The organism is Pandoraea bronchicola, assembly GCF_902459805.1.
GTDB classification, from domain to species: domain Bacteria; phylum Pseudomonadota; class Gammaproteobacteria; order Burkholderiales; family Burkholderiaceae; genus Pandoraea; species Pandoraea bronchicola.
This window is the reverse complement of sequence record NZ_CABPST010000006.1, coordinates 189,829-205,376: the sequence shown is the minus strand read 5'-3', so window position 1 is coordinate 205,376 and position 15,548 is coordinate 189,829. Positions and strand designations below refer to the sequence as shown.

Sequence of the window (15,548 nt, the reverse complement as noted above, 5' to 3'; positions counted from 1 at the left end):
TCCGACTCCCTGTGGCGTGGCGCACGTTTGCCCGTAAAATGGCGGGCTGACCCGACCTTAGGTGCCTCATGCCGGATGCCATGTCTGCCGTACCTTCCCAGCCGAGCGCTTCGTCTTCCAGTGCCAGCGCCAATGGCAGTGACGACGCCCTGATGTTCGACCTCGCGCCGGTCTCCCTCTGGCTCGAGGATTTCAGCGGTGTGAAGCAGTTGTTCGACGAATGGCGTGCGCAAGGTGTCACCGACCTGCGCGCCCACTTCAAGACCGACCCGGCATACGTGTCGGCGTGCTCTCAACGTATTCGCGTCATCAAGGTCAATCGCAGGACGTTGACGATGTTCAACGCGCCGTCGCTCGACACGCTCGTGACCAGCCTGCCGCGGGTGTTCCGCGACGACATGCTCAAGACGCACATCGAAGAGCTTTGCCAACTGTGGAACGGCCGCACGCACTTCACGAGCAAGACCGTCAACTACACGCTCGACGGCCGGCGTCTTGACGTGCTGCTCAACGGGTCGGTCCTGCCCGGCCACGAAGCCACGCTCGAGCGCGTGCTGATCTCGCTCGAAGACGTGACGGAACTCGAACATGCGCGCCAGCGCGTGACGATGGGCGAGGAATACGCAAGGGGCCTCTTCGAATACTCACCAGTTTCGCTATGGGTGGAGGATTTCAGCGCGATCAAGCTGCTGCTCGACGATGCCCGCTCACGCGGCATTACCGACTTTCGCACCTTCACCGACGTTCATCCCGAATTCGTCGAGCGCTGCATGAACGAGATTCACGTGCTCGACGTGAACCGTCACACGCTGGCGATGTTCGTCGCCCCGGACAAGTCCACTCTGCTCGCCCGCCTGCCCGACGTGTTCCGCGACGACATGCGGCATAACTTCCGCGAGCAGTTGATCGACTTGTGGGACAACAGGCTCTTTCAGCAACGCGAAGTCATCAACTACGCGCTAGACGGCAACGAGATCAACGTCCACCTGCAATTCGCGGTGCTGCCCGGCCACGAATCACGCTGGGATCTGGTACTCGTTGCCCTCACGGACATCACCGCGCGCAAGAAGGCCGAGTCGTATCTCGAATTCCTCGGCAAGCACGATGTGCTCACCAAGCTGCGCAATCGCTCGTTCTACGTGGACGAACTCAACCGGCTCGAACGCAAGGGCCCATATCCGGTGACGGTGATCGTGGCCGATCTGAACGGTCTGAAGCTCGTGAACGATCAGTTGGGTCACGCCGCCGGCGACGCGCTGCTGCGGCGCGCGGGCGAAGTGCTGGGTAAGGCCGTTGCGGCACCGCAGATTGCGGCGCGCATTGGTGGCGACGAGTTCGCCTTGCTGCTGCCCTCCACCGACGCCACGGGCGGTGCGGCGATGATCGAGAGCATTCGCCAACTCGTCGAGTTGAACAATTCGTTCTATCCCGGCACGCCGCTCTCGTTCTCGATGGGCATGGCGACATGCGAAGCGGGCGAGCGGCTCGAGGCCACGGTCCAGCGGGCCGATCTGCTGATGTACGAGGAAAAGCGCAGTCACTACGCCGGTAGCGTGAACGAGCGGCGTGCGTTCGACGGATTGCCGTCCGGCGCAGGCGGGGACGCGTAATCTCGCGCGTTGCCCAACGGCTCGCAGATCTGCGCGAGCCAGTCGACGAACGCCCGCACCCGCGGCGACACTCGCTTTTGCGCCGGATACGCCGCTGAGAGGCGCAGCGGCGGCGGCGGACACGCCGGCAGCACCGGCACCAGACGTCCCGACGCCAGATACGGCGCCGCTGCCAGCAACGTTGGTTGAATCAGTCCGAGGCCCTCGAGTCCGGCCGCCAGATACGCCGCTTCATCGCCCACATGCAACTGACCGCGTGTGCGCACGCATGTCGCGCGTCCCCCAACCGTCAACGTGAGATCACCGCAACGAGTCATGAGCGGATTCGCCGGGGCGAGCATGGCGTGCGTTGCGCCGCCGGCGCTCGCTTCGCCGATGGCGGGGAGCGACGCCAGCGGGGCCAGCGGAGCCAGTGACTCTGCCGGTGCCGTCAGCCATTTCACCGACGTATGGGTCGCGAGGCTATCCAGATCATCCGGCGTGCCATGCGTGTCGAGATAGCGACGGCTCGCACACGTCACACGAGGCAGATCGCCCAGATGTCGTGCGACCAGCCGTGAGTCGGGCAACTCCCCCAGCACGACACCGCAATCCACGCCGTCACCGCGCCAGTCGCCGTGTGCCGGCGTGGCATCGAGCGCGATTTCGAGTCCCGGATAGCGCGCCTGGAACTCGGCGAGCGAGGGCATGACAACCTCACGCGCAATGACGGGCGGCAGCACAACCGCGAGGCGTCCGCGCAGTTGCGCCTGCGCGCCGAACAGGCCCGACTCCACCTCCTCGACATCGGCCAGAATCGCCGCACACCGTTCGTAGTAAGCGGCGCCCTCCATCGTGAGAGCGACACGCCGTGTCGAGCGCGTGAACAGCGCCACGCCGAACCACCGCTCCAGATGCTGCACCTGGGTGGTGGCGGTCGCGCGCGGAATATCGAGCGAGGTGGCCGCCTTGGTGAAGTTGCCGACTTCGGCCACACGCACAAAGGTGCGCATGGCAGTGATGCGATCGATCATGATGCCTCCTGCGCTGTGACGGCAGCGGCCACTTTGCCGCGCAATGCAATGACCGCCGCGCCCGCTGGCGCGAGGGCAAACAGGGCAAACAACCAGACCGACGCGCGTTGCGCTTGGCCCACCTCCCCCTGCGCGATACCGGCCGCGTTCGCGATCAGCCCTGCGAGCGCCGAGCCCAGCGCCATGGAATACAACTGCACTGTCGTGATCGACGCCGACGCGAGCGCCGCCTCGCCCGGACGCGCCGCCGTCATCACACGGGTGAGCAAATGCGGCCAGCCGATGCCAACCCCTACGCCGACACCAAACAGCGCGACGCACAGGCTCGCCACACCTGCCGCACTCGCGAACAGCGACGGTTGCGGCAGCAGCCACGCCAGAGCCAGCATGCCGAGCGTGACGATGACCGGGCCGAGGCGCACGCGCCGCTCGGCAGCGTCGCCATGTCGCCCCGCACTCGTCATCGAACCCACCGACCAGCCGGCCGCCATGAGTGCGGCGAGATAACCGGCCGCAAACGGTGTCTGAGCATGAATCGTCTGCAGGAAATAGGGGATGTAGATTTCGCTCGTCATCGCGAGACCGAGCAGACTCATGGCGGCGTAAAGCCCGCCAAGCCGTGTGCGCGGCGAATATGCCCCCGTGGGCATGAGTCGCGGCAGCGCGTGCCGCACGCTGCGCTCGCGTTGCGCCAGCCACCAGGCGAGGACAAGCCCCACGAGCATCCACACCGCCGCGAGCCAATGCGAGCCGACCACGGCACCGAGCGATATCGCGACGGCCGACGCACACAGCAGAACGACTTTGAACCACGGAATGGCATGCGCATCGTTGTGATCGTCCTGAGATTGCGATGACTCGTGAACACTCGCCACGGCAAGTCCGGCAGGCACCTGCGCGCGAATGATGAGGCCGAGTCCGACCACCACCGGCAGCAATGACCAGAACGCCCAGCGCCAGTGCCCGAACTGCGCGAAGACGCCGCCCACGGCAGGCCCGCAAAGCGTGGCGACGCCCCACATGCCGGAGACGAGCCCCATCGCGCGTGACCACAGCGCAGGCGCGAAGACGATGCGAATCAACGCGTAACTGAGCGCCAGCAGAATGCCGCCGCCGAAGCCCTGCAAGGTGCGCCCGGCGAGCATCCAAGGCATGCTCGGCGCAGCCGCACACAGCATCGTGCCCGCGCTGAAGCCGACCAGCGCCGTGACGTAAGCGACGCGCGGCCCCAGTGCCGTGAGCAGCTTCGATGCCAGCACCGAGCCGAGAATCGACGCCACGACGAACAGTGTGGTGTTCCACGAATACAGATCCAAGCCGCCGATCTCTTTCACGATGGACGGCAGCACTGTCGTCGCCACATAGACATTGGTGGCATGCAACGCCACCCCGCCCGCCAGCGCCAGCGAACGCCAGCCGTTGTTACCCCTCAGCAGATCGCGCCAGCCCGGCGCCGTGAAATTCGTCGTGCTCGTTGTCATGGATGGACAGCCGCCCGCCGGGCGACTAATATGCAAGAAAGTTCTTGGATATTACATGCCTCACAATGAATTACCCAAATAACCACTTGGATAATAGGGCGGTGTCGTCTGGGCACGAGCGCGTGCTGCACTGGCTGAAGACGCAGGGTCCGGCCTCGACGGCGGAGGTCGCTTCTGCGTTGGGGATCACGGCGGAGGCGGCACGTCAGCAGGTGCAGAAGCTGGTCGGCGACGGTCTGCTTATCGGCGAGACCATGCCGTCACGTGGCGCGGGTCGTCCGCGTCAGGCGTGGACACTGACTGAGGCGGGGCACAGCCGCTTTCCTGATGCGCATTCCCATCTCACCATTCAGTTGATTGGCTCGATTCGCCAACTCTTCGGTGACGACGGCCTCGACCGTCTGATTACGCAGCGTGCCGTGGAGACGCGGGCGCACTACAAGCAGGCCGTCGACCCGCTGCCCGATCTTGCGGCCCGGCTGGAAAAGCTCGCTGAGATTCGCTCGTCGGAAGGCTATATGGCGCGTGTGGAACGTGACGGCGACGACTGGCTGCTCATCGAAGATCACTGCCCGATATGCGCAGCGGCCAAGACGTGTCAGGGCTTTTGCCGCACGGAGCTCGAGTTGTTTCAGGAGTTGGTCGGCGAGCGCGGTACCGTCTCGCGCGAGACGCACATCCTCGCGGGCGGGCAGCGTTGCACGTACCGTGTACGCACGGCGTGAACGCCCGGAAGGAAAGCTGCGGTACCGCCTAGCGCGGCTGAAAGGCGATCAGACTCATGCCCGCGAGCGCGACGACCACCCCGGCAACGTCCCACGGCGTCGGGCGCATGCCGTCCACGAGCCACAGCCATACGATGGCCACGCTGATGTAGACGCCACCATAAGCCGCATAAACGCGGCCGGCCGCCGCCGGATGCAGCGTGAGCAGCCACGCGAACAGCGCAAGCGAAATCGCGCCGGGCACGAGCAGCCATGCGCTGCGGTCGTGCTTGAGCCACAGCCACGGCAAATAACAACCGACGATTTCCGCGACGGCGGTCACGACATAAAGCAGAAAGGTTTTCATGGTGCGATTATGCCCGGCGCCAATCTGATGCGTCATGTCCCACGCGGTACAGGCTTGCGAAGCGCGCAATGCCCTACAATGCCGCGTTCACCGGAGAAGTTCATGGAATCGTTGGAAGCACGCGTCGTCGAACTCGAAGTCAAGACGGCGTTTCAGGAAGATCTGCTCGAGACGCTCAACGAGATCGTCACGCGTCAGGAGCAGCACATCGACCTGCTGCAAAAGCAGCTCAAGGCGCTGTATCAGCAAATGCAGTCGCAAGGGCAGAGTGGCCCCGACGGCAATCCGCGTCATGAAATCCCCCCGCATTATTGAAGACCTCGGGCTATGTGCCTGAGCCTGTGTGCGCGCCGCACAACGGGCGGCATACGCTCGCGACACCCTGCTTTGCCTGCGCGGATCAACGCGGCGTTCAGAACGATTCCACGCCGTGCGGGTCAGATCTGCATCGACGACACCAACACGGCCGCGCCGTGTCCCGTCCTTCGGACCTTCGCCCTATGATCTCCCGCCGCACGCCGTTCCCGGCCGACCTGAGCAACACCATCGATAACATCGAGGCTTTTGACGCCGTCGCATCTGCCGCAACGTCGCGCCGCGATGCCTTGCGCCTTGCCGCCGCAGGACTGCTCGGCCTGGCGCTCGCCCCGCTCGTGCGCTCGGCCAATGCCGCGTACAACATCTGGACCGGCGAGTACACGATGACGCGCAAGGAAATCGAAACCGCCATCGACAAGCGGTTTCCAACAACGCTCAATTACGGTCAATTGCTCTCTGTCGCGCTGGCGCATCCGCAAATCGGCTTCAATCCGCAAGCCAATCGCATTACCACGCAGGTCGATGCGCAAGTGCAGAACGTGTTGTTGCAAGGCCAGCCGCTGGCCGGCGTGCTCGCCATCTCCAGCGCACTGAAATATGATCCGGTCAAACGCGCCGTGCTGCTCGACAATCCGAGCGTCGAGCGTGTGGATCTGAACGGCATGCCTGCCGCCTATGGCCAGCAATTGACGTCCATAGGCGGCAGTGTCGCCCAGCAGGTACTTAACCAGTATCCGATCTACACGTTCAAACCCGAGCAGTTGCGATACGGCGGACGCGAGGTCGAGCCCGGAGCGATCACGGTGCTGCCCGACGGCATCAAGGTCGAAGTGAAGACGAAGTGACCGTCACCGCGCTGCGCGTCGCGCAATGAAAAAGGGCAGCTCAACGCTGCCCTTCCTTTTTTCCGGCAACGATCACCGGCGTAGCACGACGCGTACCGATGCCTCAGACCACCGTCAGTGTCACGTCGATATTGCCGCGCGTGGCGTTCGAGTACGGGCACACGATGTGCGCCTTCTGCACCAGCGCTTCGACCGTAGCGCGATCCAGGCCCGGCACGCTGATCTTCAGTTCTGCCTGAATGCCGAAGCCAGTCGGGATCTGGCCGATGCCGACGCTGCCGTCAATCTTCGTGTCGGCAGGCAAAGTCACCTTCTCTTTGCCTGCGACGAACTTGAGCGCCCCCAGGAAACAAGCCGAGTAACCGGCGGCAAACAGTTGCTCCGGGTTGGTGCCGCCAACACCGGGGCCGCCCATTTCCTTGGGGACCACCAGCTTGACGTCGAGCACGCCGTCCGAGGAAACGGCACGGCCGTCACGGCCTCCGGTTGCGGTGGCATGGGCGGTGTAAAGCACTTTTTCGATCGACATGACGAACTCCTGGTAAGTAGAGAATTTCACTTCCAAACTTCGATCGCCCCGGACCGGCACGCCATCGTGGCATTGCCTTCTGGCCGGACGATCAACCTGACATACACGCATCGGCGCGCCGGATAACTGTCCTGACGCCTGCCTTGCGCGTGTGTTCCCTCGTCAACGGTATCGACGTGCCGCTCGCGTTTCGCTCTTTGTTTCGCTTCTCGCGCGCACTGCACTCAACACCGTCGACGATCTTAATCCACCTGCGCGACAACTTTCGTGAACGCCGGTCAGAACCTCGCCGTCCGCCGTCCCGTTTCTCACATCTCTGCGCTATATATCTATCACTAGATAGATAGCGTGCCGCAAATAAACGGGAGACTCGCTCCCGTCGTGCTCTGCCTCCTTCGTCTTTCGCGAGCGCTGGCTCAGGCCGCGCGGCAAACGGAGGCCACCACCTCTTCCAGCCGCGACGGTGCCCGGAACAACCGGGATGCCATCACGCTGCCCTGAAACCCCGCGAACAGGGCACGGGCGGTGGCGTCGGGCGACGATGCCAGCATGAGCGAACCGTCTGCCACGCCTTGCGCCAATACACGCGCCAGCCAGCCTTCGTGATACGCGAAGAAGCGCTGCACCGCTTCGCGAACCGTCTCCGGCAACGTCTCGATGTCGGCGGCCAGCATGCCGCACAGACAGATCCGATGACCGTCGGCCACGATGCGCCCAAACCCTTGCGCATACTGCGCCAGCTTCTGTGCCGGCGGCAACGCATCGTCAATCCCGGCCAGGCCTGCGCCGATCTGCGCGTCATACGCCTTGATCGCTTCAAGGACCAGATCTTCCTTGGCCGGAAAGTAATAGTGAATGCTCGACGTCTTCACCCCAACCCGCTCGGCTAAATCCCGATAGCTGAAGCCGTTGTAGCCTCGCGTCATCAGGAACATCTGCGCATGCTCCAGCAGTTGCTCCCTGACGGTCGGTGCGCTCGGCGGTGTCGTTGTGCGGTTCATGAAGCGAACTTTATCTACTAGTAGGTAGACAGTCAAGCCGTTTTGTCGTTCCGTTCGATTGATTTTGTCGATGACGGTGATAGCCCCCGGCGGCTGGTCAGGCGCGGCGCATGGCGGCCAATGAAAGACAGCGGCGCAAGCGCCGCTGTCTCCTCTGGATACAGAATATCGGTGCTCGATCAGAAGTCGATCTTTGCGTTCAGGCTAACCATGCGCGGGTCAGCCGGCTTGATGTAGTTGTCGTACTGATACTCCCAGTACTTGCGATTCGTCAGGTTGCTCACGGCGGCGCGCAGCGTAACGTCTTTGCCCGCGACCCGGGTGCGGTACGTCGCGCCGAGGTTGATCAACGTGTAGCCTGACACCGTCAGCGAGTTCTGCGGGTTGAGCGACGTGCGACCGTTGTAACGGATATCGCCTCCCACTGAGAGGCCCGGCACATATGGCACCTTGTACTCGATGTTGCCCGAGAGCACGAAGCGCGGCGCACCGCCCACGCGATTGCCATCGAAGCCATTCGTGCGCGCGTACCAGCTATCAAGGGCCATGGCGCTTGCGCCGAGCGTCCACAGCGGGCCCAGCTTGACCGATCCGGCCAACTCGATCCCCTGATAGATCGACTGACCGTCCGCCACGCGCGCGTTGGCGCTGTTCGTGTACACGGCGCCGCGCTCGATGCGAAAGAGTGCCGCCGTCGTGCTCCAGATGCCCTGCTCCGTCTTCACGCCGACTTCATATTGACGGCTCTTGAACGGATTGAGCACCGCGCCTGCGTTGGCGTAGGTCACACCGACAACCTCGCCGGCCTCCAGGGCTTCCACATAGCTCGCATACGCCGTCGTGTTCGGCGCGACCTTGTACATCACTGCGAGTGTCGGCGTGAACACACCATTCGTCGAGTAAGTCGAGAGGCCCTGTGCGTTCGTCTGGTTGTAATTCGTGAAGCGAACGCCGCCTAGCACGGACAGACGCTCCGTGAGTTGCACGGTGTCCGAGGCGAAGACCGAACGTTGTTCGATCGCGCTGGAGCGCTGGGCCTTGAGCGTGGTGCCGTCGCCGTAATACTGATACGACGTGCCCTGGTACAGATTGCCCGTATAGGTCGGACTGTAGACGTAGGCGTAGTCGTTCGTCTGATACTGCGAGGCGATGCCAAAGGTCAGTTGATGCGCGAACGGGCCGGTGCGCACCTTGCCTTCTGCGGTCAATTGCCAAGCGCGGAATGTGTTGTTCTCGTCGCCCAGATCGTTCTGGCCGCTGAAGTTGCCTGCGCCACCGAGCAGATACAGCGTGGCTTCGTTGCGGTCGCGCGTCGACTTGTTGAACGCATAGTTGGCCGACACCTTCCAGTCAGGATTGACCTGATATTGCAGCCCCGTCGTGTAGAACTGCGTGATCGTGTTCAGATGCGTGGCCTGCGTTTGCAGATTCGCATTGGATACGTTGACCGGCCCGGGCAATTGATTGCCGGAGAAGCGGAATGTCGAGAGCGATGGCGACGTGCCCGTTGCACGACGGTCCTGATACATCGCCCCGAAGTTCCATGTGAGATCGCGGGTAAGGCGGGCGTCGAGCGCGACCGACACCGTATCGCGATTCAGATTGCCGTCGGTGTACGTGCGGCCCTCCTCGTGCGTGTAGTTCAGGCGTGCGCCGAACATGTCGTTCGGCCCGGCGCGCCCGCCGAGATCGACGTGCTCGCGCCAGATGCCTTCGGAATGAAAGCCCACATCCACGCTGGCGATGCGCTCATCCGTCGGCTTCTTCGTGACGTAATTCACCACCCCGCCCGGAGCGACGAAGCCGTACATGAAACCGGACAACCCTTTAAGCAATTCCACGCGATCGAACTGCTCGTAGGGCATCGTCACACCGTAGGTCATCACGGGCAACCCGTCGAGCTTGAAGCCGTACTGCCAGTCAATCGGCATGCCGCGCACGTAGATGTAGCCGGCCCATGCATCGAAGGCGTTGCTGCCATCCGTCACCGAGGCGTCGGTGGAGAACACGTCACCGAGCTTGGCGGGCTGACGTTGTTCGAGCTGCTCCTGACTCACCACCGTGGTCGAGAAGGGCGTGTCGAGTTGGCTACGCGAGCCGAGCGCACCAGACTGCACCGACTGCTTCAGATTCTGCGGCGTTTCGCGCAAGGTCGAGCTGGTGACGGTCGTGGCCTTGAGCGTCGCTTGGGCGGTGGTATCGGCCGTTGCATTGGCCGCGTCGACCTCACTGGGAGTCATCGACTGAGCGAGCGCCGGGGTGACGACGCAGGTCAACAGCGCGGCGAGTGCTAGCGGTGTGGCAGGGTAAGGACGACGCCTGAAGGCGCTGGGCGTGGCAAAGCTGCCGGTCGCACGTGGCGTGCGAGGGGCGCGAAAGTAAGACATACCTGAATTCCCGTGTGACGATCAAATTTTGTATCAATAATGCGAATCATTATCATTATTGTTTAATTTCAGAGATATTAGCAGCCCTCGGCCCGGCGTCAACTCATGTTGCCGGGCGATCATCGCGAAAACGCAGAAAAACAACATTTCCAATCCTTACCAACGTACTCCGCTATCGCAAAAGGCCCCGCTCGCGCCATCACGGGTCAGCGCAGCGGGTCACACGTCAGACGCCAAAGGTCGCTTCGGTGTGCTCACCAATGCCGACATCACTTCGCGCATCCAGGCGTTGGCAGGATCGTTGTGAAAGCGCGAATGCCAGTGCAAATGGAGGTCGTAGGCGGGAACGTTGAACGGCAACGGCACGAGCCTCACACGTGCGAAGTCGGCGAAGCGGCGGCCCACCGATAGCGGCACGGTGGCGATCATGTTCGAGTCGGCGACGATGAACGGCACGCCCATGTATCGCGGCAGAGACAGTCGCACATTGCGATGCACCCCCAATCGTTCCAGCGTCTTCTCAAACTGGTCGGCCCGACGCCCCTCCGGCCTCACCGCCACGTGATCGGCTGCCTCGTACTCGTCCTTCGTCATCGTTTGCCCGATATGCGGATGATCGATCCGCATCACACACACGAACGAGTGCTGGTACAGCAGCTTCTGACGGATCGATGCGCTCTCGAGGTCGGGGAACACACCCACCGCCAGTGCGATATCGCCTTCGGTCAGTCCCGCCTCCAACTCCTTCGGCGTGGGTGCAACCGTCTTGATCTTCACGTAGGGCGCCACGCTGTCGAGATGCTTGAGCAAGCGCGGCAAAAACACCATTTCCCCGATATCCGACATGCTCATTACGAACGTCTCGCGCGAAGACGCCGGGTGAAACGTCGGACGCGGCAGGATCTCGTCCTGAATCAGATACAGCATGCGCGTGACCGGATCGGCCAGTTCCTGGGCGCGCGCCGTGGGTTCCATACCTCGTGCCGAGCGCACGAACAGCGGATCGTCAAACATCTGGCGCAATTTCGATAGCGCGAAACTCATGGCCGGCTGACTCAGCCCGAGTGCGATGCCCGCCTGGGTCACGCTGCGCGTGCGCATCATTGCGTCAAAAGCCTTCAGGAGATTCAGGTCGACCTGACTAATATCCATATTTTGGATTTACCAAATAAATTGGATCGAATTGACGGATTGTATTCGACTACCTAGCATGAGTCACCGTCTTCGAGAGGCTCCCAAGAATGCGTCCGGGACGGCGTTTTTCACCAAGAAAAAACGTTGGAGTGAGACACCATGCCTCGTCGCTTGCGAAGCAATTTCCCCCGTGGTTCCTATCTGTGGGCGGTACGTGCCGCCCAATGGCGTGCCTTGGGCATCGCTGAAGAGGATCTCGAAAAACCGAAGATCGCCATCGTCAACTCGTCCTCCGAACTGGCCAGTTGCTTCAGCCACCTCGATGGGGTAGCCGCCGCGCTCAAGGACGCCATTCGCGCCGCCGGCGCCCTGCCCTTCGAAATCCGTACGGCCGCGCCGAGCGATTTCATCACTGGCGCCGGTGCGCGCGGCGCGTACATCCTGTCGGCACGCGATCTCGTTACCAATGACATCGAAGTTGCCGTCGAAGGCGCACTGCTGGACGGCATGGTATGCCTCGCCTCGTGCGACAAGACCGTGCCCGGTCAGTTGATGGCGGCGGCCCGGCTTGACATCCCAAGTCTCATTGTGGCTTGCGGTTATCAGGCGAGCGGCGAGTATCGCGGCAAGCACGTCGATATCGAAGACGTTTTCGTCGGCGCGATGCACGTAGTGACCGGCAGTCTGCCGGTGGACGAACTCATCGGCATGAGCCGTAATGCGATTCGCGGGCCCGGCGTATGCTCGGGTCTCGGTACGGCGAACTCCATGCATCTGGTGTGCGAAGCCCTCGGCATGGCGCTGCCGGGCAGCACACCCGTGGCCGCCAACAGCGCGCAGATGTTCGAGACGGTGCGCCAGGCGGGCAAGCGCATCGTCGAGATGGTCGAAGCTGATCTCACGCCCCGCAAGATTCTCGGCCCCGGCGCATTTGCCAACGCCGCAATGGCGGTGCTCGCCGTCGGCGGCTCGATCAACAGCGTCAAGCATCTGCAGGCGATCGCCTGCGAAGCGCAATGCGATGTCGACGTCTATCACCTGTTCGAATCGCTGGCCGATCGGATCCCCGTTCTCACGGGCATTCGTCCTGTCGGCGACGACACTATCGAAGCGTTCGATGCGGCGGGCGGGTCTCGCGGCGTTCTGCGGCGTCTATTGCCGTGGCTGCATGGCGATGCGCTCACGGTTAGCGGCACAACGATGGCGCACAACGTGCAGGACGCCCCCATTCACGACGACAACGTAATACGTCCGGTCGAGCGTCCCTTCGCGTCTCGCCCGGCCATCGTGCTCCTGCGGGGTAATCTCGCGCCGGAGGCGGGCATCGTGAAGTTTGGCATCTCACCCGACAAGGCCCGCCGTTTCGAAGGCCGGGCGCTGTGCTTCGACACCTCCGACGCCGCCGTCGAGGCGCTGCGTCGCGGCGACATCCGCCCGGGGCATGTGGTGGTCATGCGAGGCGCCGGCGTGTGCGGCGGTCCGGCGATGGGAGGCGGGGCGTCGCGCGTGGTGTTCGCCATTGACGGGGCGGGGCTCAGCGAATCGGTCGCACTGCTCACCGACGGCCATCTTTCGGGACTCGTCTGCAAGGGCATGGTCGTGGCTGAAATCGCCCCCGAAGCCGCTACCGGCGGGCCACTTGCCCTCGTGCGCGATGGCGACACCATCGTCATCGATCTCGACACGCGGCGTTGTGATGTGCAACTGGACGACGCGCAATGGGCCGAACGCCGCGAGCGGTGGCGCGCACCGTCTGCCGCATTGCCACGCGGGTGGCTCAAGCTATATCGCGAGAACGTGTCGTCGATGCCGCAAGGTGCCGTGCTGGGCGGCCGAAGCGTCGACGGAGAGCCAGCATGAGCGCCGCGCCCACCGTCGACGTCGATCAGGTCGTCGAGACGCAGAAGGTCGGCGGGTTCTCGATTCGCATCATCGTTCTGATGGGCGTGATGATGCTCACCGAGGGCTACGATCTCGGCGCACTCTCGTTTGCTGCTCCCGCCATCGGCCGCGCGTGGGGTATCGAGCGCGGCGCATTGGGTCCGGCATTCGGTGCATTTGTCTTCGGCACGATGCTCGGCGCGTTTGTGTTGGGATATCTGGGTGATGTCATCGGACGCAAACGCGCGATTCTCGTCGGCTCCGGCATTCTCGCCGTACTGACAATCGCCGTGGTATTCGCCAGCGACCTGCGCACCCTGCTTGTGCTGCGCTTCATCGCGGGTATCGGCATCGGCGGTGTCGTGCCCAACGCCATCGCATACATGACGGAATTCGCGCCGCGCCGGCTGCGAGCCACCTGGGTCACGCTGATGTACACGGGATATAGCGTCGGCACCGGGTTGGGCGGTGTAGTCGCGGCGTGGATGATTCCGCACTTCGGCTGGCAAGCGATCTTCGTCATCGGTGGTGTGGGCCCATTGCTGGCCGCCGTCATGCTCGCCCTGTGGGTGCCGGAGTCGATCCGCTTTCTCGCGCTAAAGGGGCGCCGCGCCGACGAAATCGCGCGCGTCGCCTCGCGGCTGCATCCAGGAAAGGGCTTTCACGCGCAGATGCGTTTCATCGTCGGCGGCGAAGCGTCGGACACGCAGCATGCACGTCTGCGGCAACTCCTCGCAGGACGCCTGCGCCGCATCACGCCCGTGCTGTGGGCCGTGTATGTCGCGAACTCCATGGCGCTGTTCTTCCTCGTGAGTTGGCTGCCGATGCTCATCGAAGCGATCGGCGTGCCCCCGGCGCGCGCCGCCCTCGTGTCCAGCGCCTTCTCGGTGGGTGGCACCATTGGCGGACTCGCCCTGATGCGATTCGTCGACACACGTGGTGCGCTGATCGTCGCGGTGCTACCCGTCATAGGCTGCCCGCTGGTGGCAACGCTCGGCGCCGGCATTCCCGAGGGAATGCTGATTGCGGCGGTCTTCATGATCGGCTTTTGCGTCGTCGGCACACAATTCGGCCTCAACGCCGTGGCAGCGATGGTCTATCCGACGGCTTTGCGTGCCAAGGGCGTGGGCGTGGCGGTAGGCATCCAGAAGATCGGTGCCATTGCTGGCCCTGTCATCGGCGGCGCCCTGCTCTCGCTTCACTGGCCCGTCAGCGCCTTGTTCCACTTTGGCGCTGTGCCGGTTGGTCTCGTGGCGATCTTCGCCTTCGCGCTCGGAATTCTCCAACGGCACGACGACCCCGAACATCCCGAGCGCGCACCGCGCCCCGCGGGATCAGTCTGACATCGCCCTCACAAGACGTCCCAGAGGAGACAACATGCTTGACGTCACTCCACTGCGCGCATCGACTTCAAACGCGCGCCGAACTAGTCAAACTGACCAGACCAACGTCGATTTTGTTGGTCAGGTACACGACTTCGATACCGCCGCGCCCGTCAGCGCAGACACCGCACGTGCGATTGACGATGCGATGACCCGTTACGGCGTACTTGTATTTCGTGGACAGTCGCTCACGCCTGAGCAGCAATTGGACTTCGCCAGCGCGCTCGGTCCGCTCGATATCGGCTTCAAACGCGTCGCCAAACCCCACAACCGCCTCGGGTACGACACCCTCGCCGATATCTCGAATCTCGACGAAAACGGTGCCGTCGCCCGTCGCGAACACCGCCGCATCGTGGGCAATATCGCTAACCAGCTATGGCACAGCGATAGCTCGTTTCAGACCCCGTCTGCTCGCTACTCGATGCTCTATGCCGTGGTAGTGCCGCCGAAAGGCGGAGAAACCGAGTTCGCCGACATGCGTGCCGCGTTCGAAGCGCTGCCGGCTTCGGAGCAAGCGCCGCTGCGCGGCCTCCAGGCCGAACATCACGCCTTGCACTCGCGATTTTTTCTCGGCGACACCGAGTACGACGCCGCCCAACGGGCCGCCATCGCGCCGACGGTCTGGCCCTTGGTGCGCCAGCACCCAAGCGGACGGTCGTCGCTGTTCATCGGCGCGCACGCCAGCCGCATTCTCGACATGACACTGGCCGAGGGCCGCATGTTGCTGCTCGATCTGCTCGAACACGCCACGCAGCCCGCTTTCGTCTACCGGCACACCTGGCAACCGGGCGATCTGGTGATCTGGGACAACCGTTGCACGTTGCATCGCGGCCGGCGGTTCGACTTGACGCAGCGTCGCGAACTGCGACGCGCCACCACGCTCGACGCCTGAGCCG

14 protein-coding genes are annotated in these 15,548 nt (G+C 63.2%); 7 read left to right on the top strand and 7 right to left on the bottom strand.

Annotated features, from left to right (window positions below; genetic code table 11):
• The first annotated feature begins 80 nt into the window (after positions 1 to 80).
• Positions 81 to 1,610 (top strand): sensor domain-containing diguanylate cyclase, encoded by a 1,530-nt coding sequence (locus PBR20603_RS14020; protein ID WP_246174652.1) that lies wholly within the window; start codon positions 81 to 83, stop codon positions 1,608 to 1,610.
• Here PBR20603_RS14020 and PBR20603_RS14015 read toward each other — a convergent pair.
• Both PBR20603_RS14015 and PBR20603_RS14010 read right to left on the bottom strand, forming a co-directional pair.
• Positions 1,541 to 2,623, bottom strand: coding sequence for a LysR substrate-binding domain-containing protein (locus tag PBR20603_RS14015; RefSeq protein ID WP_150560120.1), 1,083 nt, complete (start codon positions 2,621 to 2,623; stop codon positions 1,541 to 1,543). The genes PBR20603_RS14020 and PBR20603_RS14015 overlap by 70 nt on opposite strands.
• Complete coding sequence (locus tag PBR20603_RS14010) at positions 2,620 to 4,104, bottom strand: MFS transporter (RefSeq protein ID WP_150560119.1); 1,485 nt, start codon at positions 4,102 to 4,104, stop codon at positions 2,620 to 2,622. The genes PBR20603_RS14015 and PBR20603_RS14010 overlap by 4 nt, the downstream gene beginning before the upstream one ends.
• A 101-nt stretch (positions 4,105 to 4,205) precedes the next feature.
• On the opposite strand from PBR20603_RS14010, the gene PBR20603_RS14005 reads away from it, so the two are divergent.
• Positions 4,206 to 4,829 carry a helix-turn-helix transcriptional regulator gene (locus tag PBR20603_RS14005; RefSeq protein WP_425495814.1) on the top strand — a complete coding sequence of 208 codons (624 nt, stop codon included), beginning with the start codon at positions 4,206 to 4,208 and terminating at the stop codon, positions 4,827 to 4,829.
• 28 nt (positions 4,830 to 4,857) lie between these two features.
• Here the strand turns inward: PBR20603_RS14005 and PBR20603_RS14000 are convergent, their stop codons facing one another.
• A complete protein-coding gene (locus PBR20603_RS14000; RefSeq protein ID WP_150560117.1) occupies positions 4,858 to 5,175 on the bottom strand; it encodes a YnfA family protein in 318 nt (105 codons plus the stop codon).
• A gap of 102 nt (positions 5,176 to 5,277) precedes the next feature.
• On the opposite strand from PBR20603_RS14000, the gene PBR20603_RS13995 reads away from it, so the two are divergent.
• Both PBR20603_RS13995 and PBR20603_RS13990 read left to right on the top strand, forming a co-directional pair.
• Positions 5,278 to 5,490 (top strand): SlyX family protein, encoded by a 213-nt coding sequence (locus tag PBR20603_RS13995; protein WP_425495813.1) that lies wholly within the window; start codon positions 5,278 to 5,280, stop codon positions 5,488 to 5,490.
• A 185-nt stretch (positions 5,491 to 5,675) separates the two neighbouring features.
• Positions 5,676 to 6,338, top strand: coding sequence for a DUF1439 domain-containing protein (locus PBR20603_RS13990; protein ID WP_150560116.1), 663 nt, complete (start codon positions 5,676 to 5,678; stop codon positions 6,336 to 6,338).
• A 103-nt stretch (positions 6,339 to 6,441) separates the two neighbouring features.
• Here PBR20603_RS13990 and PBR20603_RS13985 read toward each other — a convergent pair whose 3' ends face one another.
• The 4 genes from PBR20603_RS13985 to PBR20603_RS13970 form a co-directional block, all read right to left on the bottom strand.
• Entirely contained in the window at positions 6,442 to 6,867 is a 426-nt protein-coding gene (locus PBR20603_RS13985) for an organic hydroperoxide resistance protein (RefSeq protein ID WP_039364959.1), read from the bottom strand.
• Positions 6,868 to 7,283: 416 nt separating this feature from the next.
• Positions 7,284 to 7,868, bottom strand: a complete 585-nt coding sequence (locus tag PBR20603_RS13980; RefSeq protein WP_150560115.1) for a TetR/AcrR family transcriptional regulator — start codon at positions 7,866 to 7,868, stop codon at positions 7,284 to 7,286.
• Between the two features lie 179 nt (positions 7,869 to 8,047).
• On the bottom strand, positions 8,048 to 10,255 hold the full coding sequence (locus PBR20603_RS13975; RefSeq protein ID WP_246174651.1) for a TonB-dependent siderophore receptor: 2,208 nt from the start codon (positions 10,253 to 10,255) through the stop codon (positions 8,048 to 8,050).
• Positions 10,256 to 10,474: 219 nt separating this feature from the next.
• The gene (locus PBR20603_RS13970; RefSeq protein ID WP_150560114.1) at positions 10,475 to 11,407 is read right to left on the bottom strand and encodes a LysR family transcriptional regulator; all 933 of its coding nucleotides are present in this window, start codon (positions 11,405 to 11,407) and stop codon (positions 10,475 to 10,477) included.
• 141 nt (positions 11,408 to 11,548) lie between these two features.
• Here PBR20603_RS13970 and ilvD point away from each other — a divergent pair, with 141 nt between their 5' ends.
• From ilvD to PBR20603_RS13955, 3 genes are read left to right on the top strand one after another with little or no spacing between them, the layout of a single operon-like run.
• The gene (gene ilvD / locus PBR20603_RS13965; protein ID WP_150560113.1) at positions 11,549 to 13,249 is read left to right on the top strand and encodes a dihydroxy-acid dehydratase; all 1,701 of its coding nucleotides are present in this window, start codon (positions 11,549 to 11,551) and stop codon (positions 13,247 to 13,249) included.
• A complete protein-coding gene (locus PBR20603_RS13960; RefSeq protein WP_150560112.1) occupies positions 13,246 to 14,613 on the top strand; it encodes an MFS transporter in 1,368 nt (455 codons plus the stop codon). Before ilvD ends, PBR20603_RS13960 begins: the two co-directional genes overlap by 4 nt.
• Before the next feature lie 34 nt (positions 14,614 to 14,647).
• Positions 14,648 to 15,544, top strand: a complete 897-nt coding sequence (locus PBR20603_RS13955) for a TauD/TfdA dioxygenase family protein (protein ID WP_150560111.1) — start codon at positions 14,648 to 14,650, stop codon at positions 15,542 to 15,544.
• Positions 15,545 to 15,548 lie beyond the last annotated feature (4 nt).

What these genes read in the sequence shown, in the direction of transcription:
- PBR20603_RS14020 (WP_246174652.1), top strand. Translation starts at nt 81, where the DNA reads ATGTCTGCCGTACCTTCCCAGCCGAGCGCTTCGTCTTCCAGTGCCAGC.
- PBR20603_RS14015 (WP_150560120.1), bottom strand. Translation starts at nt 2,623, where the DNA reads ATGATCGATCGCATCACTGCCATGCGCACCTTTGTGCGTGTGGCCGAA.
- PBR20603_RS14010 (WP_150560119.1), bottom strand. Translation starts at nt 4,104, where the DNA reads ATGACAACGAGCACGACGAATTTCACGGCGCCGGGCTGGCGCGATCTG.
- PBR20603_RS14000 (WP_150560117.1), bottom strand. Translation starts at nt 5,175, where the DNA reads ATGAAAACCTTTCTGCTTTATGTCGTGACCGCCGTCGCGGAAATCGTC.
- PBR20603_RS13995 (WP_425495813.1), top strand. Translation starts at nt 5,278, where the DNA reads ATGGAATCGTTGGAAGCACGCGTCGTCGAACTCGAAGTCAAGACGGCG.
- PBR20603_RS13990 (WP_150560116.1), top strand. Translation starts at nt 5,676, where the DNA reads ATGATCTCCCGCCGCACGCCGTTCCCGGCCGACCTGAGCAACACCATC.
- PBR20603_RS13985 (WP_039364959.1), bottom strand. Translation starts at nt 6,867, where the DNA reads ATGTCGATCGAAAAAGTGCTTTACACCGCCCATGCCACCGCAACCGGA.
- PBR20603_RS13980 (WP_150560115.1), bottom strand. Translation starts at nt 7,868, where the DNA reads ATGAACCGCACAACGACACCGCCGAGCGCACCGACCGTCAGGGAGCAA.
- PBR20603_RS13975 (WP_246174651.1), bottom strand. Translation starts at nt 10,255, where the DNA reads ATGTCTTACTTTCGCGCCCCTCGCACGCCACGTGCGACCGGCAGCTTT.
- PBR20603_RS13970 (WP_150560114.1), bottom strand. Translation starts at nt 11,407, where the DNA reads ATGGATATTAGTCAGGTCGACCTGAATCTCCTGAAGGCTTTTGACGCA.
- ilvD (WP_150560113.1), top strand. Translation starts at nt 11,549, where the DNA reads ATGCCTCGTCGCTTGCGAAGCAATTTCCCCCGTGGTTCCTATCTGTGG.
- PBR20603_RS13960 (WP_150560112.1), top strand. Translation starts at nt 13,246, where the DNA reads ATGAGCGCCGCGCCCACCGTCGACGTCGATCAGGTCGTCGAGACGCAG.
- PBR20603_RS13955 (WP_150560111.1), top strand. Translation starts at nt 14,648, where the DNA reads ATGCTTGACGTCACTCCACTGCGCGCATCGACTTCAAACGCGCGCCGA.